This window comes from Methylobacterium sp. 88A, from assembly GCF_000376345.1.
Classification (GTDB): Bacteria; Pseudomonadota; Alphaproteobacteria; order Rhizobiales; family Beijerinckiaceae; genus Methylobacterium; species Methylobacterium bullatum.
In genome coordinates this window covers 2,615,311-2,638,003 of the sequence record NZ_AQVT01000001.1, presented here as the reverse complement: position 1 = coordinate 2,638,003, position 22,693 = coordinate 2,615,311, and the positions used below count along the sequence as shown (strand labels likewise).

The window sequence follows — 22,693 nt, the reverse complement described above, 5'->3', positions numbered from 1 at the left end:
GCGTTCTCCGAAGTCGGGTGGGGTTCCGGCTTAGAACCCGAGCCTGTGGCGAATATGGGACGGGGAAGCGGTGGAGGTGAGGGGCCGGAAACGGCTCGCTTGGTCCCGAGCCACCCCCACCCTCGGTCCCTCCCCACAAGGGGGAGGGAGGGGGAGCTCACTCGTCGTCGTCGTCCATCATCGGCGAGGACATCGAGATCGCCCCCATGCTGGACGGCGCGGTCTCCATCAGGATCTCGCGCTTGCCGGCGTGGTTGGCCTGGCCGACGATGCCCTCAACCTCCATCCGCTCCATGATCGAGGCGGCGCGGTTGTAGCCGATCTGCAGGCGGCGCTGGATGTAGCTGGTGGAGGCCTTGCGGTCCCGCATCACCACCTGCACCGCCTGGTCGTAGAGGTCGGCACCCGCATCGATCCCACCGCCCGCATAGGCCCCGGCATCGAAGATCGGCGCATCGATCTCTTCGGCCTCGGCGGCCGCCGCCTTGTCGGCCTTGGAGGCCTTTGCCGGCTTCTCCTCGGGCGGGTTCTCGTCCACGGTGACGGCTTCGAGATAGGACGGCCGGCCCTGGCGCTTCAGGTGGGCGACCACGCTCTCGACTTCCGAATCCGAGCAGAACGGGCCGTGGACGCGGGTGGTGCGGCCACCGCCGGCCATGAACAGCATGTCGCCCTGGCCGAGCAGCTGCTCGGCACCCATCTCGCCGAGGATCGTGCGGCTGTCGATCTTGGAGGTGACCTGGAAGGAGATCCGGGTCGGAAAGTTCGCCTTGATCGTGCCGGTGATGACGTCCACCGAGGGGCGCTGCGTCGCCATGATGAGGTGGATGCCGGCCGCGCGCGCCATCTGCGCCAGACGCTGGATCGCACCTTCGATGTCCTTGCCGGCCACCATCATCAGGTCGGCCATCTCGTCGACCACGATGACGATGTAGGGCAGGGCCGAGAGGTCCATCTCCTCCGTCTCGAACACGGCCTGGCCGGTCTCGCGGTTGAAGCCGGTATGGATCTCGCGGGTGATGATCTCGCCCTTGGCCCGCGCTTCCGCCATCCGGGCATTGTAGCCGTCGATGTTGCGGACCGCGATCTTCGACATCTTCTTGTAGCGCTCCTCCATCTCGCGCACGGCCCATTTGAGGGCGATGACCGCCTTCTTCGGGTCGGTGACGACGGGGGAGAGCAGGTGCGGGATGCCGTCATAGACGGAGAGTTCCAGCATCTTGGGATCGACCATGATCAGGCGGCACTCTTCCGGCTTCATCCGGTAGAGCAGCGACAGGATCATCGTGTTGATCGCCACCGACTTGCCCGAGCCGGTGGTGCCGGCGACGAGCAGGTGGGGCATCTTGGCGAGATCGGCGATGATCGGCTCGCCGCCGATATTCTTGCCGAGGCAGAGGGCGAGCTTGTGCTTGCTGATGCAGAAATCGGCCGAGGACAGCAATTCGCGCAGGTAGACGGTCTCGCGGGTCTCGTTGGGCAGTTCGATGCCGATGACGTTGCGGCCGGGAACGACCGCGACGCGGGCCGAGACCGCCGACATAGAACGGGCGATGTCGTCCGAGAGACCGATGACGCGGCTCGACTTGGTGCCGGGGGCCGGCTCCAGTTCGTAGAGCGTGACCACCGGGCCGGGGCGCACGGCGAGAATGTCGCCGCGCACGCCGAAATCCTGCACCGTCTGCTGGAGGTTGAGCGCGTTCTGCTCCAGCACGTCGGCATCGACCTCCTCGGTGCCGGTCACCGGCGGCTCGGCCAGCAGTTCCAGCGAGGGGTGCTCGTAATCCTCGTTCTCCACGAGCGACATCGGCGTGTGCCGGCCGGCCGGGATCAGCGTGGCGCGGGGCTCGGGGAAGATCGCGCGGGACGGAGACGGGGCAGGCGGCGGGGCCGGCAGCGCGAGGACGGGAGCCGGGGCTTCCTCCATCTCGACGGGTGTGGCGGCTTCGGGGAGGGCCGGCGCTTCCGCCACCCGAGGCTCGGGCTCTGGAGCCGTGGCGACGGCCTTCGGGTTGCGCAGAAGGACCGGGCGCGGCGGCACCGGCGTGAAGACCGGAGCGACCGGCGCCACCGCGACAGGGGAGGGGGCCTGCATCGGGACGGTCTGCGCGACGGAGGCCTCCATCACGGGAGCTTCCGCGACGCGGGGTTGCATCACCTGAGCCTGCATCACGGGAGCCTGCGCCACCGGGGCGGCGGGCATGCGGGCCGGACGGATAGCCGCGCGGGCGGCCATGGCCGAGACGGCAACCGAACGCTGGGGGGCCGGCCCGGTCTGCTCGATGACGAGAGCCAGGGTGGCCGCCTCGGCGACTTCGGCGACGCGGTCCTCGTGGCTCGGCTCGTCCCTGACAGGCGCGGACTGGCCGTTATCTTGGCCGTTATCCTGGCCGTTGGCGGGCAGGGGCGCGCCGCCACGGTCGAACCGCATCAGCCGGTCGAGGACGTAGACGGGGCTGGGCGGCAGCGGGCGCAGAAGCGAGATGTCCACGGGCGGCGAGGCCGTGAACGCTGAGGTCTCGTCCTCCTTTGCGCCGACCGGGGCGAGATCCGGCACCGGAGAAACCTCCGGCACGGGAGAAGCCTCCAGCAGGGACGGAGCCACGGCCTCGGCGGAATCGGCCTGGATCGCCGACCACGTCTCGACGGCGGTCGAATCCTCGCCGTCGAACCAGGCGCGCATGGCGGCCCAGTCGGGAACCTCGGTCCAATCGCGGTCGACGGGCAGGGGGGCCGGCTCGGCGGCGACGATCGGCTCGCTCACCGATGCGGAGATGGGCAGCGGCTCCTCGACGATGGCGGCGAGGACGGCCTGCGGACGGCGGTCGGGCGAGCGGAAGAAGCGGACGCCCGGCGGCGGGGTATAGGGCTGGCGCCACAGGGGCTGCGGCGGCTCGGGGGGAATCGCGGCCAGAAGCGCGGCCTCGGCCGCCTCCAGGGCGGCACGTTCCGCTTCCGCGGCGGCGAGGGCGGCGCGTTCGGCGGCCTGCCGCGCCTCGTCCTCGGCCTGCCGCGCGGCGCGGACCTGCTCCTCCTGCGCCAGGCGCTCGGCATCGAGCGCCCGCTGGCGACGCTCCTGCAGCACCGGGTCGGGCGTGCGGGTATAGCGGACCGCCGGGGCATCCGGCTCGGGCGCGGAATGGGCCGGCGCGTCGTAGCCCTCCGGCGTGATGGAGGCGGGACGACGCGGCGAGCGGATCAGCACGCGCGGGCTCGATGCGCTGTGGTCGATCCGGCTCTCGCCGGTCGAGTCCATGGCCGCGATGCCCGAGGAGCGGGCGAGATCGGGGGTGGCGCGGTCGTCGAAGACGTGGTCCGGCCAGGCCTGCGCCTCGGCCCACTTGCCCTGCTCTGCCCAAGGCTGGGCCTGGGGAGCGGGGGCGTCGTGCACCATGTCTCGGGGGGCCGTGAGCCAGGATTGCGCCGGGCGCGGCGAGACCAGGCTCGGGCGCTGGGGCGGTCCGGCGAGGCGCCGGGTCAGGCTTGCGCGCAGGCTGATCAGCCTGTGCGCGAGGGCGCCCAAGGTCAGGCCGGGGCGGTCGCCGCCGCGTCCGGGCCGGGAGGGATCACGATGAGAATAGGGAGGCCGTCCCGATGCGCGCATGATGCTCTGGATTGACTCGAAGGGTACGGGTCCGCGTCCTCGACAGGAGCGGTTCTTCCCCAAGCTAGAGCCAACGTCGTTAACAGACGCTTGCCCGCATGCCGCGAAGTGTCGGATCTCCGAAGTCCGGGAGCGCCCGCCTCCCCCTGGAGCTCCGGCGCGTAACGGGTTAGATGAGGGAACCCGATGAAGCGTCTCGGATCACACGGGTTTCCCTCGGCGGACCCTGCCCGCTCAGCCCCGCGCGCCGCGGACGCTGCGTCACCCTTGCGAGAGGCACCCCGCCCCTTGGCCGAAACCACACGAAGCTCCGCCTTCAAGTCCCTCTACCGTCACGGTTTCGCCCGTGTGGCGGCCTGCGCCGGACGAAGCCATCCGGCTGATCCTGAGCGCAATGCCGACGAGATCCTGGCGCTCGCCGATGAGTGTCATGGGAAGGGCGCGGTCCTCGCCGTGTTTCCGGAACTCTGCGTCTCGTCTTATGCCATCGAGGACCTGCTGCTGCAGGCGACCCTCCTCGACGCGGTAGAGACGGCGATCACCCGCATCGTCGCGGCCTCGGCCGAGCTGACACCCATCCTGCTGGTCGGCGCGCCCCTGCGCTGGCGCCACCGGATCTACAATTGCGCGCTGGCCATCCATCGCGGCCGGGTGCTCGGCGTGGTGCCCAAGAGCTACCTGCCGAATTACCGGGAGTTCTACGAGAAGCGCCATTTCGCCTCCGGCGCCGGCCTCCTCGGCGAATCGATCACCCTCGGCGGCACTGTCGTCCCCTTCGGCCCGGACCTGCTCTTCACGGCCGAGGATCTCCCCGGCTTCACCCTCGGCATCGAGGTCTGCGAGGACCTCTGGGTGCCCGCCCCCCCCGGCACGGATGCGGCCTTGGCCGGCGCCACCGTGCTCGCCAACCTGTCGGGCAGCCCCATCACCGTGGGGCGCGCGGACTCCCGGGCGCTGCTCACGCGGTCGGCCTCGATGCGCTGCGCCTGCGCCTATGTCTACGCGGCGGCGGGGCTCGGCGAATCCACCACCGACCTGTCCTGGGACGGCCAGACCAGCATCGACGAGGTCGGCATCCGCCTTGCCGAGGGCGAGCGCTTCGCCGCCGGCCCGGTGGCGACGCTGGCCGATATCGACCTCGACCTCCTGGCCCAGGAACGGCTCCAGGCGGGCAGCTTCGACGACAATGCGCGCGGGCGCGGGCTGTCCTACCGCACGATCCGCCTCCGGCTCGATCCGCCCTCGGGCGATCTCGGCCTGATGCGCCGGGTGGAGCGCTTCCCCTTCGTGCCCTCCGACATCGCCCGCCTCGCCCAGGATTGCTACGAGGCCTACAACATCCAGGTGGCGGGCCTCGCGCAGCGGCTCGCCGCCACCGGCACTAAGAAGGCCGTGATCGGTATTTCGGGCGGCCTCGATTCGACCCATGCCCTCATCGTGGTGGCCAAGGCCTTCGACAGGCTCGGCCTCCCGCGCTCGGACATCCTCGCCTACACACTGCCGGGCTTCGCCACGTCGGACGCCACCAAGGCGAATGCCCACGCGCTGATGGCTTCCCTCGGCACCACGGCGGGGGAGATCGACATCAGGCCGGCGGCGCGGCAGATGCTCGCCGATATGGGCCACCCGTTCGGGCGGGGAGAGCCGGTCTACGACGTCACCTTCGAGAACGTGCAGGCGGGGCTGCGGACCGATTACCTGTTCCGGCTGGCCAACCAGAACGGCGCCATCGTCATCGGCACGGGCGACCTGTCGGAACTGGCGCTCGGCTGGTGCACCTACGGCGTCGGCGACCAGATGAGCCATTACGGCGTCAATTCCGGGGTGCCCAAGACCCTGATCCAGCACCTGATCCGCTGGGTCATCGCCAGCGGCCAGATCGGCGAGGGCGCCAACGCCACCCTGCAGGCGATCCTCGCCACCGAGATCTCGCCCGAACTCGTACCCACGGAGGAGGGCGGCTCGCCCCAGAGCACGGAGGCCAAGATCGGCCCCTATGCGCTGCAGGATTTCAACCTGTTCTACACCCTGCGCTACGGCTTCAAACCGTCGAAGATCGCCTTCCTCTCCCTTCATGCCTGGGAGGATGCGGAACGCGGCGCATGGCCGCCGGACTTTCCCGAGGCCAAGCGTCAGGCCTATGCGCTGCCGGAGATCCGCGCCTGGCTCGGCGTGTTCCTGCAGCGCTTCTTCGGCTTCAGCCAGTTCAAGCGCTCGGCCATGCCCAACGGCCCCAAAGTGGCGGCCGGGGGCTCGCTCTCGCCGCGCGGCGACTGGCGCGCCCCCTCCGACGGCAATGCCCGGATCTGGCTCGACGAGCTCGCCCGCAACGTCCCCGAAAACTGATCGACACACTCCGGTCCGATTATGGCACTATCGGCTGAGTCGGGGTGGCCAGTCGGAGACCGACCGATGCAAAGCTACAACGTGTTCTGCCTGAAGTCCGTCAGCGGCCTGTGCTGCGCGGTACCGGAGTGCCGTGCCGTTCCGAGCTTCCTCAGCGGACGGAACTGGGCGTTCAGCGGACGGCTGAGCGACGAAGCCGAGGCCCCGGCCGATTTCGACGAGCGGGCCGCGACCACGGCGGTGCGCTTCAACGGCTTCTATCTCTTCGAGACCATGGACCGGCGCTTCAACTGAGAGGACGCGCCCTCGCGGCGATCATTCCTTAAGGAGCCTCATGCGAGGGTCCGGCCGGTCGCACCAAGCGGAGCCGGAGACCGGCCGTCATGTCGGACAATCGCAAGGAAGCGCGGCAGAGGACATTCCTCAAGGGCCGCATCATCTTCAACAACGGCGCGTCGAGCATGGATTGCCTCGTGCGCGACCTGTCGTCGATCGGCGCGCGCCTCGCCCTGACGGAGACCGCGACCCTTCCGGAGATGTTCGACCTCTTCATCCCCCAGAAGGAGCGGACCTATAAGGCGAATCTGCGCTGGCGCCGTGCCGACGGCATCGGCGTCGCCTTCGTGGACGAGACCACAGCCGCCACTCCGGTTCCGTCGCCCCAGGCCGATCCGGCCGCGATGCTGACCCTGATCCGTCGCATTGCTGAACTCGAAGCCGAGAACGCCGCCTTGCGCCGGCTGATCGCCGCGACACCGGCACCTGCCAGCGTCGCCTGATCGTTCACGCCGCGTCGAGGGCCGCCCGGATCTGCGCCGCGTGGATGCCGAGGAGATCGCTGTCGGCCATTCCCCCCGTATGCCGGCCCAGCGCCACGCCGTCGAAGCGCGGCACGATGTGGATGTGGAGGTGGAACACCGTCTGCCCGCCGGCCGGCTCGTTGTACTGGAAGACAGTCAGGCCATCGGCCGCGAAGGCCGTCTTCACCGCGCGGGCGACGCGCTGCACGGTCCTGACGGTGGCGGCGAGGGAATCCGGGTCGGCATCGAGCAGGCCGCGCGCCGGGGCCTTGGGGATCACCAGGGTATGACCCGGCCCCTGGGGCATCACGTCCATGAAGGCGAGGCTGTGCTCGTCCTCGTAGACCTTGTGGGCGGGAATCTCGCCCCGCAGGATCTTGGCGAAGACGTTCTGCGGATCGTACTGCGCAGCTTCGGCGTTTGAGGACATCGGGGCCGGTCTCCATCGCGGATGTGCGTCTGCGGTTTTCCGGCCGGACCTTGCACAGACTGGCCCCCGGCGTCCACGGCGCGGGGCCGTCCCTTCGATGAGAGTTTCGCCGGCATGGCGCATGAGAGCAACGGCGCGATCTACACCGCCGCAGGAGCCAACCTCGCCATCGCGGCGGCGAAGTTCGTGGGCGCCTTCTTCACCGGTTCCTCGGCCATGCTGGCGGAGGGCGTGCATTCGCTGGTGGACACCGCCAACCAGATCCTCCTCCTCGTCGGCCTGTCGCGGGCCAAGAAACCGGCCGATGCGCGCTTTCCCTTCGGCTATGGGCGCGAGGTCTATTTCTACGCGTTCATCGTCGCGCTGTTCATCTTCCTCGGAGGCGGCGCCTTCGCGGTCTACGAGGGCATCCACAAGATCCACTACCCGGAGGCTTCCGCCGACGCGGTGATCTTCGGCCGCACCATTCCGGGCTTCTGGGTCAACCTCTCGATCCTCGGCTTCGCGGTGCTGGCCGAGGGCTATTCCTGCGCCGTCGCCCTCAAGGCGTTCTGGGCCGAGAAGGGCGACCGGGAGGCGATCACCGCGATCCGCCGGAGCAAGGACCCGGCCCTGTTCACCGTGCTGATCGAGGACGTCGCCGCCCTGCTCGGGCTGATGGTCGCGCTGGCGGGAGTCATCCTTGCCGAATGGCTGCAGATGCCCAGCCTCGACGGCTGGTCCTCCATCGGCATCGGCGCGATCCTGATCGGGATGGCGCTGTTCCTGATGATCGAGACGCACGGCCTCCTCGTCGGCGAGGCGGCCGCCCCCGAGACCGTGGCGGCGATCGAGGAGACGGTGCGGACGGAGCCCGGCGTCCGCCACGTCAACGCGGTGCTGACCCAGCATCTCGGCCCCTCCGACATCCTGGTGAATGTCAGCCTCGACATGGAGGACGACCTTAAGGCCGGCGAGGTCGAGGCGATGGTCGGCCGTCTGGATGCCCGGTTGAAGGCGCGTAACCCGGCGGTGAAGCGGGTCTTCATCGAGATCCAGGCGAAGGAAAATTCACCTCGCGTCCGATCTTAAAAAATGCAATGCTTGGTTGTCTCCAACATCCCAATCGGGCTTAAACACGATGAAAGTCATTGATAAAAATGAACTAGGACTAATAACTAACTCTGTTCGAATACTATTTAAGGCGCTAAAATACCCCACCTTTATGTATGTACTCTCTCGTGTGAACGATAAATATAGATCTCGCGGTGAATTAAACCTAGAAGATATCGCAAACAAAGAATATGCAGCAAATAGAATTCTGCGCATTGATATCTATATTTTATTTTGGGTATTATTAGAAATTTTTTTCATAATACTTATATCAAATGCATGCACAATGTCGAATATATTTGTATATATCTTGGTAGCTTTGTCGACCATAAGACTTGTAGAAATCTTTCAAGTCAATATAAATACTATGATATTTGACAATATCCAAAGAAAATCAGAGGCGGTTGCAAGCAAAGAACGAATGATAGTACTTGCAGCAATCAACTACATCGAAGCTTTGATTTTGTTTGGTATAATATATGCCGCAAACAGTAATCTTTTGAAATCCGACACAAACCAACCAATCGACGGCCTGTACCTCAGCGCTATGACTCAATTCACGATTGGGTTTGGCGACGTTTCGCCAATAGGGTGGCTGCGTGGGGTGGTTGCTATACAAGGATTTTATAGCAGCGTATTCATAATACTTGTTTTCTCACGTTTATTGTCAATGTTTTCGAAGATAACGGCATTATATGACGAGACACCATAGCCTTCAACTGAGAGCCCGCAGGATATCGCCTTCGAGATCCGCGGGCTTCGCGGTGGGCGGGTAGCGGCCGATGACCTTGCCGTCGCGCCCCACGAGGAACTTGGTGAAGTTCCACTTGATGCCCTTGGTGCCGAGGAGGCCGGGCTTCTCCTGCTTCAGATGGGCGAAGACCGGATCGGTGCCGGCCCCGTTCACCTCCACTTTGGCGAGCACGGGGAAGCTGACATCGTAGGTCAGGCTGCAGAATTGCGCGATCTCTCCCGCATCGCCGGGCTCCTGGGCGCCGAACTGGTTGCAGGGGAAGCCGAGCACCACGAGCCCCGCCTCGCGGTGCTTGCGCCAGAGCGCCTCCAGCCCCTCGTATTGCGGGGTGAAGCCGCATTTCGAGGCGGTGTTGACCACGAGCACGACCTGCCCCCGGTGCCGGTCGAGGGGATAGGGCGTGCCGTCGGCGGCCTTGGGCGTGAAATCGAACAGGCTGGTCATGCGGCGGTGCGCTTCTCGACGAGGCGGGCGAGGTAGGAGCTGCCCAGGGGGATGATGCTGTCGTCGAAATCGAAAGCCGCGTTGTGCAGGCCCGGTCCCGGCGTCCCGCCGATCCAGGCATAGGCCCCCGGCACCACCATCAGCATGTCGGCGAAATCCTCGCTGCCCATGCGCGGCACCGTGTCGTCGTCGACGCCTTCGGCCCCGAAGATCTCGCGGGCGATCTCGGCCGCCGCAGCGGCATGGGCGGCGCTGTTCTCCAGCACCGAGAACGTGTCGCGGATTTCCACCCCGATCTCGACTCCGTGGGCGAGGGCGATGCCCTGGGCGACCTCGCGGATGCGGCGCGAGACGAGGGTGCGCACGGCCCGATCGAAGGTCCGGACCGTGCCGGCGAGATGGGCGCCCTCGGGAATGACGTTATAGGCCGCGCCCGCATGGATCTGGGTCACCGAAAGCACGGCGCTCTTCAAAGGGTCGGCATTGCGCGAGACGATGGATTGCAGCGCCTGGACGAGGGCCGCGGCCGCCACGATGGAATCGAGGCCGCGATGCGGTTCGGCCGCGTGGGCGCCGCGCCCGGTGATGCGGATGTCGAAGAAGTCCGCTGCCGCCATCATCGGGCCGGGCCGGATCTTGAGCTTGCCGTGCGGGCCGCTGGGGGTGTTGTGAAGCCCGTAGATCTCGTCGCAGGGGAAGCGCTCGAACAGCCCGTCGGCGAGCATGGCGCGAGCGCCGCCGAGCCCTTCCTCCGCCGGCTGGAACACGAAGAGGGCGGTGCCGTCGAAATCCCGCGTCTCGGCGAGGTAGCGGGCCGCGCCGAGCAGCATGGTGGTGTGGCCGTCATGGCCGCAGGCGTGCATCTTGCCCGGAATCGTGGAGCGATGGGGGAGGTTGGTCTCCTCCTCGATCGGCAGCGCGTCCATCTCCGCCCGCAACCCGATGCGGCGGCCGTTGGCCGAGCGCCCCTGCAGCACGCCGACGAGCCCCGTTCCGCCGAGCCCGCGATGGACCTCGATGCCGTAGCTTGCGAGGTGCTCGGCCACGAGGCTCGAGGTCCGCACCTCCTCGAAACCGATCTCGGGATGGGCATGGATGTCCCGGCGGATCGCCGTGAGGTCGTCGGCGAAGGCCTTGATACGGTCGATCGGGCTCATGGGCGCTCTTCGTCCTTTTCGGTCTCGGGATCGGCCATCGTGCAGTCCCGGCGAAACGGCGTCATCTCACCGAGCACCGAGGCCGCCTCGAGCACGTGGTCGCGCTCGCGGCGGAGATAATCGGCGACGGCGCGGCGCAGGGCGGGATCGGCGATGTCGTGGGCCGAATGCATCAGCACCGGCCGGTAGCCGCGGGTGAGCTTGTGCTCCCCCTGCGCCCCGGCCTCGACCCGCTTCAGCCCGCGCCGGATCGCGAAATCGATGGCTTGATAGTAGCAGACCTCGAAATGTAGGAAGGGGTGGTCCTCGACGCAGCCCCAGTTGCGGCCGTAGAGCGCGACATCGCCGAGGAAATTGATGGCGCCGGCCACGTAGCGGCCCTCGCGCTTGGCCATGATGAGCAGGATGCGCTCCGGCATGCGCTCGCCGATGAGGCCGAAGAACTCGCGGTTGAGGTAGGGCCGGCCCCATTTGCGCGCGCCGGTATCGGCGTAGAACTCGTAGAACGCATCCCAATGGGCCGGCGTCAGGTCGGCGCCGGTGACGTGCTCGATGGTGATGCCCTGGCTCAGGGCGTCGCGGCGCTCGCGCCGGATCGCCTTGCGCTTTCGCGAGGAGAGCGCCCCGAGGAAATCCTCGAACCCGGCATAGCCGGCATTGTCCCAATGGAACTGCTGGTCGAGCCGCTGGAGAAGCCCCAGCGCGCCGGCCTGTTCCCATTCCCGCTCCTGCATGAAGGTGACGTGGATCGAGGAGGCCTTGGTCTCCGCCCGGAGCGCGCGCAACCCGGCGATCAGCGCGGAGGCGGCCTCGGCCACGTCCTGGCCCGGCGCGATGAGGAAGCGCGGGCCGGTGACGGGCGTGAACGGCACGCTGACCTGGAGCTTGGGGTAATACGCCCCGCCCGCGCGCTCGTAGGCATCGGCCCAGCCATGATCGAACACGTATTCGCCCTGGCTGTGAGATTTCAGATAGCAGGGCGCGACACCGACGAGCCGCCCCTCGCACTCCACCGCCACATGCAGAGGCAGCCACCCGGTCCTGCGCGAGACGCAGCCCGAATCCTCCAAGGCAGAGAGGAAGGCGTGGGAGACGAACGGATTGTGGGTCTCGTCCCCCGCCGCCAGCGTCTCGGGCGACGTGGCGCAGGCATCCCACTCCGCCGCCGGGATCTCGGCGAGGCCGGTGACCGCGCGCACCTGCAGGGTCGGTGCGGGATCCAGCTCTGGCTCGGCTACCGGTCCGGTCTTTTCCATGACCGCAATCTAACCCTGTCGGGCGAGGGGACAAGCGCGCGCGAAGCGCGCGGGGAGACGGATCTATCGGCGCTGATCCATGAGCATCAATGCCAGGATATCGCGGATCTCGGCCGGATCGGCCTGCGCGAGGCTCTTCATCCCGAAATCCGCCAGCAGACAGGCACGCGCGGCGTCCGCGTCGCTGGTGGCAGCTTCCGGATCATAATCGGCGCGGTGCCGCGCTTCCTGCAACTCGACGAAGGTCGTCGCGAGGTAGCGCACGGCAGGACTGACGGCGGCTCGTTTCAGCTTGTCACGGTAGACAGGGCGCAGGCTCGGCTTATCGAGCTCCTCGCATACCTGCTTCATCCGGGCGTGGGCGAAGCCGCGGTACAGGAGCGTATAGCTCGCCTCACCGTGATGGCGCCTGCCCACGAACTCGTCGGCCGGGCGGCGCAGAAGCGCGTGAAACAAGGCGTAATAGGCCGTGGAGACGGCCCTGCATCGCCGCGCAGGGTTCTGGACCGCACTCCCCGACGACGTCGCGAGCTCCGTTGCGAGATCGAGAAGCTCACGAGGATCGAGCATCTCACCGGACGCCCCACTCATCCTGCGTCACGAGGCGGATGTAGGGATAGGATTCGTCGCCGTTCTCGATCAGTTCATCCCTGACCCTGTGGGCGATGTCCAAGAGAACTTCCGGCCGCCCAGTCTGGCTGGTCTCGGAGAGGAAGGACAGGAAGTACGCGGGTTCGTCGCCAGAATCGAGAGCGGGACGAACCCTGATCGCCCGGACCTGCCCACCGGCAATGGCTCGGGCGGCCGCCAGCCCGATTTCCTCGATGCGGTGGATGGGAAGCTGCGCCATGCAGCGAATGTGATCCCGATGGCGCGATGCGTCAAACCCTCAGGGCCGGAACCCCTCGAACACCATCTGGTCGGCATGCTCGTGCGCGCGTTGACGCTGGTCGGGATTGCGCACCGTCCAAGTCATCAGCGGCATCCGGCCGAGATGGCGGCAGAGATAGGTGGCGGCGCAGGGCAGGTCGTCCACGCGCCAGGACAGGAAGTCGGGGCGACTCGCTTCGAGATGCAACAGGTCGGAGAGCGAGCGCCGCAGGCTCTCCGGCATCAGCGCATAGGCCGGATCGTCCTGGGTGGTCTCGCCGACGATTCCGCGCGGGACGTCCGGCGCGAGACCGGCGAAGGCCTCGATCAGGGCCGGGTCGAAGGACTTCACCGCCACCGGGCCGTCATACCCCGAGACGATGGCGGCCACGCGCTCGACGAGGCGCAGGTCGCCGGTGAAGCGCGACTTGACCTCGACCACGAGGGGCACCCGGCCGGCGATGGTGGCGAGGGTGTCGGGCAGGGTGGGGATCGTCTCGGGCGAGCCGGCCACCGCCAGGGACCGGAGGGCGTCCGTCCGCGTCTCGGCCACGAGGGCGACGGCGCCGGTGAGGCGCCCGAGCGCCTCGTCGTGGAACACCATCGCCTCGCCGTCGGCGCTGAGCTGCACGTCGCACTCGATCGCGTAGCCGCCGGCGATGGCGGCTTTCACCGCCGCCAGGGTGTTCTCGGGGATGCCGGCGGCCCGGTCGTGCAGCCCGCGATGGGCGATGGGCGTCGCGGTGAGCCAGGCGGGGGCGTTCGACCCCATCCTCACTTCACCTCGAACATCGCCTCGACCTCGACGGCGGCGTCGAGGGGCAGTTCGGCGACGCCCACGGTGGAGCGGGCATGCCGGCCGCGATCGCCCAGGATCTCGACCATCAGGTCGGAGGCCCCGTTCATGATCCCGGCGAGGCCGGCGAAGGTCGGCACCGCATTGATGAAGCCGCCGAGGCGCAGGCATTGCACGACGCCATGGTCGAGATCGCCCACGGCCGCCTGCACCTGGGCCAGCACGTTGAGGGCGCAGAGCCGGGCGGCGGCGATGCCGGCCTCCGGGGAGATCTCGGCGCCGAGCTTGCCCTTGTGGGCATCGGCGAGCTTGCCGTCGGCGCCAAAGCAGATCTGGCCGGAGATGATCACCAGATTGCCGGTGCGGATGAAGGGTACGTAATTCGCCACCGGGGCCGCGGCTTTCGGCAGCACCAGGCCGAGGGCATCCAGGCGTTCCTTGACCGTGCTCATCCGTCCGTCCTTCCCTGAAGGCATGCCATTCTCGGGGTCGCGCCCGACGGGGCGGGACAGAGCACACTTGCTCCGAGCCGCGCAAGCTCGGAGCCGAGTTCCCGGCCATCCGAGCCGCACTCGCCGCGCGGGCGTCGCAGGACCATCGGGAGGACCGCCGTATCGTGTCCTCGCGCACAGCCTAACCCTCAGGCATGTCAGGCATATGAACCCGGCCGATCATTGACAGAACCGGCCAATTCTCTAGTAATCACAGCGGTGCCGCCCGGTTTCGAGGCGGCACTTTCATTTGGTGCCGCGGCCAATCCGCGTGCCCGCTTTGACGATGGGAAGTCGGGATCGTGACATCCGCCCTTCTGCCGACCTACGCCCGGGCTCCGATCGCCTTCGAGCGCGGAGAGGGCGCCTGGCTCGTGACGCGCGACGGCGAGCGATATCTCGATTTCGGCGCCGGCATCGCCGTCAACGCCCTCGGCCACGCCCATCCGCACCTCGTGGAGGCCCTGACCACCCAGGCGCAGAAGCTGTGGCACACCTCGAACCTGTTCGAGATCCCCGAGGGCGAGCGCCTCGGCCGCCGGCTCGTGGACGCGACCTTCGCGGACGTGGCGTTCTTCGCCAATTCCGGGGCCGAGGCCAACGAGGCCGCCATCAAGATGGCGCGCAAGTACCATGCGGCGGGCGGCCACCCGGAGCGCTTCCGCATCGTCACCTTCGAGGGTGCGTTCCACGGGCGGACGCTGGCCACCATCGCGGCGGGCGGACAGCAGAAGTACATCGACGGCTTCGGCCCGAAGGTGGACGGGTTCGACCAGGTGCCCTTCGGCGATCACGACGCGCTGGTGGCGGCGATCGGCCCGGAGACGGCCGCCCTGATGATCGAGCCGATCCAGGGGGAGGGCGGCATCCGCACGGTGCCCACCGAGATGCTGCGCGGCCTGCGGGCGCTCTGCGACGAGCACGGCCTGCTCCTGATCATGGACGAGGTCCAGACCGGCGTCGGCCGCACCGGCCGCCTGTTCGCCCATGAATGGGCGGGCGTCACACCCGACATCATGAGCGCGGCCAAGGGCATCGGCGGCGGGTTCCCCCTCGGCGTCTGCCTCGCTACGGCGGAGGCCGCGCGGGGCATGACGGCGGGGAGCCACGGCACCACCTTCGGCGGCAACCCGCTGGCCATGGCGGTGGGCAACGCCGTCCTCGACGTGGTGCTCGCCGACGGCTTCCTCGACCACGTCCTGCGGATGGGCCTGCTCCTCAAGCAGCGTCTCGGCGCCGTCATCGACCGGCATCCGGGGGTGATCTCGGAGATTCGCGGCACCGGCCTCATCCTCGGGCTCAAGCTCGGCGTGCCCAACACCGCCTTCACCGCGGCGGCGCGCGACGAGCGCCTGCTGGTGATTCCCGCGGGCGACAACGTGGTCCGACTCTTGCCGCCGTTGATCGTCTCCGAGGCGGAGGTGGCCGAGGCGGTCGAGCGCCTCGACGCCACGGCCGGACGACTCGGCGCGCAGATGCGCGGAGCCGCGGAGTAACGCATGGCCGTCCGGGTCCGGACTCGTCGCCGGACCGCGACGCCCGCAACGTCGATATGCCCAACACGAAGAACGAGCCGATGATTCCCCAGACCAACGGGACCGCCACCAGGCCCCGCCACTTCCTCGACCTGAAGGACTTCTCCGGCGAGGATCTGCGTGCCGTCCTGACCTCCGCGGCCGCGATGAAGGGCCGTCGCCGCAAGGGCGAGATCGCCGCCGAGCGCCCGCTGACGGGCAAGATGCTGGCGATGGTGTTCGACCGGCCCTCCACCCGCACCCGCGTCTCCTTCGACGTCGCCATGCGCGAACTCGGCGGCGAGACGCTGATGCTGACGGGCAGCGAGATGCAGCTCGGCCGGGGCGAGACCGTGGGCGACACCGCCCGCGTGCTGTCGCGCTACGTCGACGCGATCATGATCCGCATCCTCGACCACGACACGATGCTGGAACTGGCCGACTTTGCGGAAGTGCCGGTGATCAACGCCCTGACCAAGGTCTCGCATCCCTGCCAGATCATGGCCGACGTGCTGACCTTCGAGGAGCATCGCGGGCCGATCCAGGGGCGCACCATCGCCTGGTCGGGGGACGCCAACAACGTGCTGGCCTCCTGGGTGCACGCGGCGGCACGGTTCGACTTCACCCTCAACATCGCCGCCCCCCTGGAACTGTCGGCCCCGCCGGCCCTCCTCGCCTGGGCCAGGGCCGAGGGCGCGCGCATCAACGTCACCACCGACGCCTTCGAGGCGGTGGACGGGGCGGATGCCGTCGTCACCGATTGCTGGGTCTCCATGGGCGACGACGACGAGCATTACCGCCACAACCTGCTCTCGCCCTATCAGGTCAACGCCAAGCTGATGGCGGCGGCCAAGGACGACGCGATCTTCATGCACTGCCTCCCCGCCCATCGCGGCGAGGAAGTGACGGCCGAGATCATGGACGGCCCGCGCTCGGTGGTGTTCGACGAGGCCGAGAACCGGCTCCACGCGCAGAAGGGCATTCTGGCGTGGTGCCTGGGGGCGTGAGGCCCTAAGCGGGCGGCTCGCCCTATCGGCCGACGGCGATCCCGGTCGAAAATTCCCGACGGCGCCGGTGGCGGATGTGGCGTTCGCCCGGGGGGTGGGAGCCGTGTGAAAACCGCGGGTTCATCCCTATATCCGGTCCTGGATGCACGGTAGGCGGTCGAGTGCCATACTCGACGATGCAGAAAGTCGCGATCCTCGCAGCTTTGCTCATCCCCCGCGCGACGTCACCCTGAGGTGCCGCGAAGCGGCCTCGAAGGGGGTTTCCAGTGTTCGTCGCGCGAACTGGAGGCCTCCTTCGAGGCCTTCGCTTTGCTACGGCGCCACAGGATGAGGTCGAGATCGAGAATCGGGCCAATGCATTCGGTCCGCGGACCGGATGGACAAAAGACATGGAGAGGCCATGACCTCCGGACACGAGATTTCCCCCACGATCATCGACGGCGCCGACGACGTCGCCCTGCCGTTTTCGGTGGAGGCGCTGGACGTGCGCGGCCGCGTGGTCCGGCTCGGCCCCAGCGTCGACACCATCCTGCGCCGCCACGGCTATCCCGACCCGGTGGCGCGTCTGCTGGGTGAGGCGGCGGCGCTCACCGTGCTGCTGGGCTCGTCCCTGAAGTTCGAGGGCCGGTTCCAGCTCCAGACCAAGACCGATGGTCCGGTGGAGATGATCGTGGTGGATTTCGAGGCGCCCGACCGCCTGCGCGCCACGGCACGATTCGACGCCGCGCGGATCGAAGCTCTGGGAAGCGCCCCTCTCAAGGATGCCGATCTGATCGGGCAGGGCCACCTCGCCATGACCATCGACCAGGGCAACGATTTCAGCCGCTACCAGGGCGTGGTGGCTTTGGAAGGCCAGAGCCTGGAAGAGGCGGCCCACCAGTATTTCCGGCAATCCGAGCAGATCCCGACCCAGGTCCGCCTCGCCGTGGCCGAGCAATTCGCCAACGGCACCAACAGCTATCGTGCCGGCGGACTGCTGATCCAGTTCCTGCCGCAATCCATCGACCGCGCGCGCTTGGCCGACCTCCCCCCAGGCGACATCCCCGAGGGCCACGCCCATTTCGATGCGGGCGCGGCGCCGGAGGACGATGCCTGGGTCGAGGCGCGCAGCCTCGTCAACACGGTGGAGGACCACGAACTGGTCGATCCGGAGGTCTCCTCCGAGCGCCTGCTCTACCGGCTCTTCCACGAGCGCGGCGTGCGGGTGTTCGAGCCGCAGGCCATCCACGAGCGCTGCCGCTGTTCGCCCGAGCGCGTGATGGGGATGATCCGCTCGTTCTCGCCCGAGGAACGCCGGGACATGATCGCCGAGGACGGGCGCATCGGCATCACCTGCGAGTTCTGCTCGCGCCGCTACGACATCGACCCGGCCGAGGCGGAGATCGATCCGGCGGGGTAGGGCGCCTTCGACCTCAGGCGAAGTGTTTCGACAGCTTCAGACCCTGCGCCTGGTAGTTCGACCCGGCATCGGCGCCGTAGAGGGCGGCGGGCCGCTCGGCCATGCGCTCGTAGACGAGGCGGCCGACGATCTGGCCGTCCTCCAGCAGGAACGGAACGTCGCGCGAGCGCACTTCGAGCACCGCCCGCGCACCGGCTCCCCCCGCCCCGGCAAAGCCGAAGCCGGGATCGAAGAAGCCGGCGTAATGGACCCGGAACTCGCCCACCAGCGGATCGAACGGAACCATCTCGGCGGCGAAATCCGGCGGCACCTGCACCGCTTCCTTGGAGGCGAGGATGTAGAACTGGCCGGGATCGAGGATCAGCGCCCCCGAGCCGTCGGCGGCCAGCGGCTCCCAGAAATCCGCGGTGCGGTGCCGGCCCGGCGCATCCACGTCGACGAGGCCGGTATGGCGCTTGGCGCGGTAACCGATGAGCCCCTCGAAGCCGGCGAGATCCACCGACACGGCGATGCCGCCCTGGAAGGACGGGGTGGCCGAGGCCACGAGCGGCGTGGCCGCATGAAGCGAGGCGAGTTCGGTGTCGGTGAGGCGCGGCTCGCCCCGGCGGAACCGGATCTGCGACAGGCGCGACCCGGTACGGACGCGGACCGGGAAGGTGCGCGGCGAGATCTCGGCATAGAGCCGGCCCCGGTAGCCCGCCTCCACCTGATCGAAGGCCTGCCCCCGGTCGGTGATGACGCGGGTGAACACGTCGATGCGGCCTGTGGAGCTTTTGGGGTTGGCGCTGGCCGCCACATCCGCCGGAAGGGCCAGGGTCTCCTGCACTTCGGCGATGTAGACGCAGCCGGTCTCCAGCACCGCGCCGGCGGTCAGGTCGATCTCATGAAGGGCGAAGGCCGCGATACAGGCGGAGACCGGGCGGGCACCAGGCAGGAAGCTCGTGCGGACCCGGAAGGCGCGGGACCCCAGGCGCAGGTCGAGGCTCGCCGGCTGAACCTGATCGGCCGCGAAGGGGGTTTCGGGGAGGATGGCACCGGCCGCATGCAGGGCCTGGATCCCTTGCGCCGCCAGAATGCCCCCGGACTTCTCGCCGAGGGAAGGGGGCGGGCTCGTCGGCGCCGTTTCCTGGTTGGTATCCGGCATGGTCTCGCGTCGCCCGCTCCGCACTGGGCCGCCTTCCCCGGCTGGGGTTCAGGAATGCCGCATGGTTCCATGCACCATCCTACGGATCGCTGAAGGCGCCGTTAAGCCTCATCCTCCCGCCGGGTCCGCAGCACGATCCAGGCGACCACGAGGCGAGCGATGGCGCCCATGGCGATCAGGCCCGCCAGCGCGCTCGCCACGGGGGGAAACCCGGCGGGCCAGAGCAGGAGCGCCACGGCGAAGAGCACGGCGCCGAGTCCCACCGCCGGGCCGAAGGCCAGGACCAGCGAGGGCAGCCCGGCGATCCGGGGCGCCGGGCCGCGTCGGGCCAGCAATGCGCCTGCCAGCAGGGCGAGACCGTCGAGCACCAGCGCTCCCCCCAGGGCGAGCGCGGCCCAGGCGTTCCGCTCGGGCGCGTTCCAGGCGAAGGCACCGGCCAGGACAGCGATGGCGAGGCTGGCGAGCACGGCCCGACCTGGAAACGGAGCGGGCAGGGGCGAGACGGTCTCCTCGACCACGGTGCACGACCTTCCCATTGGAGCGGGCAGCCCCGCATTCAGCACGATTGACGCGATTTCGCTCGGGACGTACCACGGCGAAAAGGCTATGTCGCTTATGGGTGGGCGACGGCACGGGAGGCTTTGAAGGCGATGTACAAGGCCCAGACGCGCGGCATCAGCGTGACCGTCCAGCCCCGCTTCGTCGAGGAGGAATCCTCGCCCGACGAGAGCCGCTACTTCTTCGCCTACACGGTCGAGATCGTGAATAACGGCTCCGAGCAGGTGCAGCTGCGCTCGCGCCACTGGCGCATCGTCGATGGCCGCGGCGAGACCCAGGAGGTGCGCGGCGCCGGCGTGGTCGGCAAGCAGCCGGTGCTCGGCCCCGGCGAGTCGTTCAGCTACACGAGCGGCTGCCCGCTCACCACGCCCGACGGGCTGATGGCCGGCAGCTACACCATGTCGACCACCGCCGGTGAGAGCTTCGAGGCCGAGATCCCCGCCTTCTCCCTCGATTCGCCGCACGTCCGCCGCAGCGTCCACTAAGCGGGTTCACGTTGGCAGGCCAACGCTTCACCCTGCTTGGGTTTTTGCTCTGACGCAGGTTTTTGCCGCAAAACCGGGGGCCACTTTTGCGAAACCTGCTGAGGCCGATGTCGGGCGGCGGAGAACGGTTGAGCACGCTCGACCTGCTGGCGCGCCTCGTCGCCTTCGACACGGAGAGTTCGCGCTCCAACCTCGCGCTGATCGACAGCGTCTGCGCCTATCTCGACGGCTGGGGCGTGAGCCATGTGCGCATCCCCAATGAAGCGGGCGACAAGGCGGCGATCTTCGCGACGATCGGCCCGATGGTGGATGGCGGTATCGTCCTCTCCGGCCATACCGACGTGGTGCCGGTGACGGGACAGACCTGGAGCAGCGACCCCTTCACCCTGCGGATCGCGGATGGGCGCGCCTATGGGCGCGGCTCCGTGGACATGAAGGGCTTCTGCGCCCTGGCGCTCTCCGCCGTGCCGGACATGCTCGCCGCCGACCTGAAGCGGCCGATCCATATCCTGCTCTCCTACGACGAGGAGACCACGTGCCTCGGCGTCGCCGACACCATCGCCCGCTTCGGCGAGGACCTGCCCCGCCCAGGCGCGGTGATCGTGGGCGAGCCCACCGATCTCGAAGTGGCGGACGCCCATAAGAGCATCGTCACCTATTTCACCACCGTCCACGGCCACGAGGCGCATTCGGCCAAACCCATGCTCGGCGCCAACGCGGTCATGGCGGCGGCCGAGCTCGTCTCCGAATTGAACCGCATCGCCGATGCGATGATCGAGCGGGGCGACGCATCGGGCCGCTTCGACCCGCCCTCCACCACCGTGCATGTGGGCACGATCTCCGGCGGGACGGCGCGCAACATCCTGCCCAAGATCTGCACCTTCCACTGGGAGTTCCGCGGCCTGCCCGATCTCGACATGGCCGAGATCCCGGCCCTGTTCGCCGCCAAGGTCGAAACGGTGCTGAAGGACCGGCTCAACCGCTATGGCGATTACGGGCGGATCGAGACCGTCGAGGAGGTGGCGGTGCCGGGCCTCGCCCCCGAGCCGGGTTCCGAGGCCGAGCGCCTGACCCTGCGGGTGGCGGGGCGCAACCACACCATCTCCGTGCCCTACGCCACCGAGGCCGGGCGGTTCCAAGGGGCGGGCATCCCCACCGTCGTCTGCGGACCCGGCTCCATCGACCAGGCCCACCAGCCGGACGAGTACATCACCCTCGCCGCCCTCGAGGCCGGCGAGGCGTTCATGCGCCGTCTCATCACGGAATGCGTCGTGACTCCATGAGCAAGTTCGCTCCCCGCACCATCGCGGCCGACGGCCCGGTGAAGCTCCGCCCGCTGGAGCGCGAAGACCTGATGTTCGTGCATCAGCTCAACAACAACGACAGCATCATGCGCTACTGGTTCGAGGAGGCCTACGAGTCCTTCGCCGAACTGGCGCAGCTCTACGAGCGCAACATCCACAACCAGACCGAGCGGCGCTTCATCATCGCCAATTCGGAGGGCGCGCCGGCCGGCCTCGTTGAGCTCGTGGAGATCAACCACCTGCATCGGCGCTGCGAATTCCAGATCGCGATCCACCCGGCTTTCCAGGGCCAGGGCTACGCCCCGCGCGCCACCCGCATCGCCATGGATTACGCCTTCAGCGTCCTCAACATCCACAAGCTCTACCTGCACGTGGACAAGGACAATGCCCGCGCCGTCCGCATCTACGAGCGTTGCGGCTTCGTGCCGGAGGGCATCCTGAAGGACGAGTTCTTCGTCAACGGCAAGTACCGCGACGCGGTACGGATGTGCCTGTTCCAGCCGGAATACCTGGCCCGGCGCGGCAGCGGCGATATTTCGGAGCCGGTGCTGAAATCGTAGCCGTCGATCCCGGACGGTCTCTGATCGGCCTCGTGCGATCGCCTCGGCCGCGATCCGCGTTCAGGCAATGGCGAAAAACACGGCCAGCGCCCGCGTCACCGCCAGCATCGTCTCGGAATCGAGATGCCCGATCCGCGCGCCGATCTTCTCCCGCTTCACCGACATGGCCTTGTCCACATGACCTGTGAGCGTTTCTTCAAGCCATTGGCCTCTCTCGGCTCGACGGTCGTGCGGATCAGGGGAGCCTCGACCAGCGTGCCGGATATCAGCAGCACCGTGACCGTGCCGGTCTCGACGAACGCGTCAGATTGGATGATGAGAGCTGGACGAAGTTTGCCGAAATCGCCGGGCATGGCGATGGTGACGAGATCGCCCCGCTTCATGCCTCACGCTCAGGGAGCATATCGAGGAGCGCCGCCTCCATGAAGGCATCAAGTTCCCGATCGGCCGCATCTATCGCCGCGACGACCCGAGCCTGCCGCGCGCATTCTTCGGCAAAGCCCGCCCTCCGGGTGTCGGGCACCCAGATCTGGATGGGCCGCAGGCCAGCCGCCCGGAGCGCATCACGACTCTTGCTGACGCGCTGACCGACAGTTGCCGACATGACGAGACCTTTCCCAAGCCGTTACATGTAACGAGGCTCCGCATGCGACGATGCCAAGGCGCCAGGACGGTGACGGAC

General features: G+C 67.9%; 23 protein-coding genes and 1 pseudogene. 11 read left to right on the top strand and 13 right to left on the bottom strand.

The genetic code is table 11. The annotated features are described in order from the left end of the window. Nucleotides 1-157: 157 nt before the first annotated feature. Nucleotides 158-3,604, bottom strand: coding sequence for a DNA translocase FtsK (locus A3OM_RS0112580; RefSeq protein ID WP_026175991.1), 3,447 nt, complete (start codon nt 3,602-3,604; stop codon nt 158-160). Between the two features lie 288 nt (nt 3,605-3,892). Here A3OM_RS0112580 and A3OM_RS0112575 point away from each other — a divergent pair, with 288 nt between their 5' ends. From A3OM_RS0112575 to A3OM_RS0112565, 3 genes are all read left to right on the top strand, one after another. Beyond that, a complete protein-coding gene (locus A3OM_RS0112575; RefSeq protein WP_018044117.1) occupies nt 3,893-5,950 on the top strand; it encodes an NAD(+) synthase in 2,058 nt (685 codons plus the stop codon). 66 nt (nt 5,951-6,016) lie between these two features. Then, nucleotides 6,017-6,244 carry a hypothetical protein gene (locus A3OM_RS0112570; RefSeq protein ID WP_018044116.1) on the top strand — a complete coding sequence of 76 codons (228 nt, stop codon included), beginning with the start codon at nt 6,017-6,019 and terminating at the stop codon, nt 6,242-6,244. A gap of 89 nt (nt 6,245-6,333) precedes the next feature. Then, nucleotides 6,334-6,729 (top strand): PilZ domain-containing protein, encoded by a 396-nt coding sequence (locus A3OM_RS0112565; RefSeq protein ID WP_018044115.1) that lies wholly within the window; start codon nt 6,334-6,336, stop codon nt 6,727-6,729. A 4-nt stretch (nt 6,730-6,733) separates the two neighbouring features. Here the strand turns inward: A3OM_RS0112565 and A3OM_RS0112560 are convergent, their stop codons facing one another. After that, nucleotides 6,734-7,180, bottom strand: a complete 447-nt coding sequence (locus A3OM_RS0112560) for an HIT family protein (RefSeq protein WP_018044114.1) — start codon at nt 7,178-7,180, stop codon at nt 6,734-6,736. Between the two features lie 114 nt (nt 7,181-7,294). On the opposite strand from A3OM_RS0112560, the gene A3OM_RS0112555 reads away from it, so the two are divergent. Next, nucleotides 7,295-8,251 (top strand): cation diffusion facilitator family transporter, encoded by a 957-nt coding sequence (locus tag A3OM_RS0112555; RefSeq protein WP_018044113.1) that lies wholly within the window; start codon nt 7,295-7,297, stop codon nt 8,249-8,251. Between the two features lie 49 nt (nt 8,252-8,300). Continuing rightward, complete coding sequence (locus A3OM_RS25265; RefSeq protein ID WP_081612666.1) at nt 8,301-8,984, top strand: ion channel; 684 nt, start codon at nt 8,301-8,303, stop codon at nt 8,982-8,984. Between the two features lie 3 nt (nt 8,985-8,987). Here the strand turns inward: A3OM_RS25265 and A3OM_RS0112550 are convergent, their stop codons facing one another. The 7 genes from A3OM_RS0112550 to A3OM_RS0112520 form a co-directional block, all read right to left on the bottom strand. Next, nucleotides 8,988-9,470 (bottom strand): glutathione peroxidase, encoded by a 483-nt coding sequence (locus A3OM_RS0112550; RefSeq protein ID WP_018044112.1) that lies wholly within the window; start codon nt 9,468-9,470, stop codon nt 8,988-8,990. After that, nucleotides 9,467-10,627 (bottom strand): M20 aminoacylase family protein, encoded by a 1,161-nt coding sequence (locus A3OM_RS0112545; RefSeq protein WP_018044111.1) that lies wholly within the window; start codon nt 10,625-10,627, stop codon nt 9,467-9,469. Before A3OM_RS0112545 ends, A3OM_RS0112550 begins: the two co-directional genes overlap by 4 nt. Further along, complete coding sequence (locus A3OM_RS0112540; protein ID WP_018044110.1) at nt 10,624-11,883, bottom strand: GNAT family N-acetyltransferase; 1,260 nt, start codon at nt 11,881-11,883, stop codon at nt 10,624-10,626. Before A3OM_RS0112540 ends, A3OM_RS0112545 begins: the two co-directional genes overlap by 4 nt. A 63-nt stretch (nt 11,884-11,946) precedes the next feature. Next, nucleotides 11,947-12,453 carry a hypothetical protein gene (locus A3OM_RS24780; RefSeq protein ID WP_018044109.1) on the bottom strand — a complete coding sequence of 169 codons (507 nt, stop codon included), beginning with the start codon at nt 12,451-12,453 and terminating at the stop codon, nt 11,947-11,949. Nucleotide 12,454: 1 nt separating this feature from the next. After that, nucleotides 12,455-12,733, bottom strand: a complete 279-nt coding sequence (locus A3OM_RS0112530; protein ID WP_018044108.1) for a hypothetical protein — start codon at nt 12,731-12,733, stop codon at nt 12,455-12,457. Between the two features lie 39 nt (nt 12,734-12,772). Further along, nucleotides 12,773-13,525 carry a glycerophosphodiester phosphodiesterase gene (locus tag A3OM_RS0112525; RefSeq protein WP_018044107.1) on the bottom strand — a complete coding sequence of 251 codons (753 nt, stop codon included), beginning with the start codon at nt 13,523-13,525 and terminating at the stop codon, nt 12,773-12,775. A gap of 2 nt (nt 13,526-13,527) precedes the next feature. Next, complete coding sequence (locus A3OM_RS0112520) at nt 13,528-14,001, bottom strand: RidA family protein (RefSeq protein WP_018044106.1); 474 nt, start codon at nt 13,999-14,001, stop codon at nt 13,528-13,530. A 341-nt stretch (nt 14,002-14,342) separates the two neighbouring features. On the opposite strand from A3OM_RS0112520, the gene A3OM_RS0112515 reads away from it, so the two are divergent. From A3OM_RS0112515 to A3OM_RS0112505, 3 genes are all read left to right on the top strand, one after another. Beyond that, nucleotides 14,343-15,536, top strand: coding sequence for an aspartate aminotransferase family protein (locus A3OM_RS0112515; RefSeq protein WP_018044105.1), 1,194 nt, complete (start codon nt 14,343-14,345; stop codon nt 15,534-15,536). Between the two features lie 80 nt (nt 15,537-15,616). Beyond that, nucleotides 15,617-16,561: an ornithine carbamoyltransferase gene (gene argF, locus A3OM_RS0112510; RefSeq protein ID WP_026175990.1), complete on the top strand. Its 945-nt coding sequence runs from the start codon at nt 15,617-15,619 to the stop codon at nt 16,559-16,561. Between the two features lie 400 nt (nt 16,562-16,961). After that, complete coding sequence (locus A3OM_RS0112505; protein ID WP_018044103.1) at nt 16,962-17,960, top strand: Hsp33 family molecular chaperone; 999 nt, start codon at nt 16,962-16,964, stop codon at nt 17,958-17,960. Between the two features lie 13 nt (nt 17,961-17,973). Here A3OM_RS0112505 and A3OM_RS0112500 read toward each other — a convergent pair whose 3' ends face one another. Together A3OM_RS0112500 and A3OM_RS0112495 are read right to left on the bottom strand one after the other, a co-directional pair. Next, nucleotides 17,974-19,104: a 2'-deoxycytidine 5'-triphosphate deaminase gene (locus A3OM_RS0112500; RefSeq protein ID WP_018044102.1), complete on the bottom strand. Its 1,131-nt coding sequence runs from the start codon at nt 19,102-19,104 to the stop codon at nt 17,974-17,976. Between the two features lie 101 nt (nt 19,105-19,205). Then, entirely contained in the window at nt 19,206-19,622 is a 417-nt protein-coding gene (locus A3OM_RS0112495) for a hypothetical protein (RefSeq protein WP_018044101.1), read from the bottom strand. Nucleotides 19,623-19,754: 132 nt separating this feature from the next. Here A3OM_RS0112495 and apaG point away from each other — a divergent pair, with 132 nt between their 5' ends. The 3 genes from apaG to speG all read left to right on the top strand — a co-directional run bounded on the left by apaG (nt 19,755) and on the right by speG (nt 22,011). Continuing rightward, nucleotides 19,755-20,147, top strand: coding sequence for a Co2+/Mg2+ efflux protein ApaG (gene apaG / locus A3OM_RS0112490; protein ID WP_018044100.1), 393 nt, complete (start codon nt 19,755-19,757; stop codon nt 20,145-20,147). Between the two features lie 107 nt (nt 20,148-20,254). Next, nucleotides 20,255-21,430, top strand: a complete 1,176-nt coding sequence (argE, locus tag A3OM_RS0112485) for an acetylornithine deacetylase (RefSeq protein WP_018044099.1) — start codon at nt 20,255-20,257, stop codon at nt 21,428-21,430. Continuing rightward, nucleotides 21,427-22,011 (top strand): spermidine N1-acetyltransferase, encoded by a 585-nt coding sequence (gene speG, locus A3OM_RS0112480; protein ID WP_018044098.1) that lies wholly within the window; start codon nt 21,427-21,429, stop codon nt 22,009-22,011. The genes argE and speG overlap by 4 nt, the downstream gene beginning before the upstream one ends. 60 nt (nt 22,012-22,071) lie before the next feature. Here the strand turns inward: speG and A3OM_RS23965 are convergent. Beyond that, a pseudogene (locus tag A3OM_RS23965) lies at nt 22,072-22,394 on the bottom strand (type II toxin-antitoxin system PemK/MazF family toxin). Next, nucleotides 22,391-22,615, bottom strand: coding sequence for an antitoxin MazE family protein (locus tag A3OM_RS0112470; protein ID WP_018044097.1), 225 nt, complete (start codon nt 22,613-22,615; stop codon nt 22,391-22,393). The pseudogene A3OM_RS23965 and the gene A3OM_RS0112470 overlap by 4 nt, the downstream one beginning before the upstream one ends. Nucleotides 22,616-22,693: the final 78 nt, after the last annotated feature.

Bases quoted from the DNA above. Each gene is read 5' to 3' on its own strand.
- A3OM_RS0112550 (WP_018044112.1), bottom strand. From the start codon at position 9,470: ATGACCAGCCTGTTCGATTTCACGCCCAAGGCCGCCGACGGCACGCCC.
- A3OM_RS25265 (WP_081612666.1), top strand. From the start codon at position 8,301: ATGAAAGTCATTGATAAAAATGAACTAGGACTAATAACTAACTCTGTT.
- A3OM_RS0112570 (WP_018044116.1), top strand. From the start codon at position 6,017: ATGCAAAGCTACAACGTGTTCTGCCTGAAGTCCGTCAGCGGCCTGTGC.
- A3OM_RS0112540 (WP_018044110.1), bottom strand. From the start codon at position 11,883: ATGGAAAAGACCGGACCGGTAGCCGAGCCAGAGCTGGATCCCGCACCG.
- A3OM_RS0112505 (WP_018044103.1), top strand. From the start codon at position 16,962: ATGACCTCCGGACACGAGATTTCCCCCACGATCATCGACGGCGCCGAC.
- A3OM_RS0112470 (WP_018044097.1), bottom strand. From the start codon at position 22,615: ATGTCGGCAACTGTCGGTCAGCGCGTCAGCAAGAGTCGTGATGCGCTC.
- argF (WP_026175990.1), top strand. From the start codon at position 15,617: ATGATTCCCCAGACCAACGGGACCGCCACCAGGCCCCGCCACTTCCTC.
- speG (WP_018044098.1), top strand. From the start codon at position 21,427: ATGAGCAAGTTCGCTCCCCGCACCATCGCGGCCGACGGCCCGGTGAAG.
- A3OM_RS0112555 (WP_018044113.1), top strand. From the start codon at position 7,295: ATGGCGCATGAGAGCAACGGCGCGATCTACACCGCCGCAGGAGCCAAC.
- A3OM_RS0112560 (WP_018044114.1), bottom strand. From the start codon at position 7,180: ATGTCCTCAAACGCCGAAGCTGCGCAGTACGATCCGCAGAACGTCTTC.
- A3OM_RS0112580 (WP_026175991.1), bottom strand. From the start codon at position 3,604: ATGCGCGCATCGGGACGGCCTCCCTATTCTCATCGTGATCCCTCCCGG.
- A3OM_RS0112525 (WP_018044107.1), bottom strand. From the start codon at position 13,525: ATGGGGTCGAACGCCCCCGCCTGGCTCACCGCGACGCCCATCGCCCAT.
- A3OM_RS24780 (WP_018044109.1), bottom strand. From the start codon at position 12,453: ATGCTCGATCCTCGTGAGCTTCTCGATCTCGCAACGGAGCTCGCGACG.
- A3OM_RS0112520 (WP_018044106.1), bottom strand. From the start codon at position 14,001: ATGAGCACGGTCAAGGAACGCCTGGATGCCCTCGGCCTGGTGCTGCCG.
- A3OM_RS0112500 (WP_018044102.1), bottom strand. From the start codon at position 19,104: ATGCCGGATACCAACCAGGAAACGGCGCCGACGAGCCCGCCCCCTTCC.
- A3OM_RS0112530 (WP_018044108.1), bottom strand. From the start codon at position 12,733: ATGGCGCAGCTTCCCATCCACCGCATCGAGGAAATCGGGCTGGCGGCC.
- apaG (WP_018044100.1), top strand. From the start codon at position 19,755: ATGTACAAGGCCCAGACGCGCGGCATCAGCGTGACCGTCCAGCCCCGC.
- A3OM_RS0112545 (WP_018044111.1), bottom strand. From the start codon at position 10,627: ATGAGCCCGATCGACCGTATCAAGGCCTTCGCCGACGACCTCACGGCG.
- A3OM_RS0112565 (WP_018044115.1), top strand. From the start codon at position 6,334: ATGTCGGACAATCGCAAGGAAGCGCGGCAGAGGACATTCCTCAAGGGC.
- argE (WP_018044099.1), top strand. From the start codon at position 20,255: ATGTCGGGCGGCGGAGAACGGTTGAGCACGCTCGACCTGCTGGCGCGC.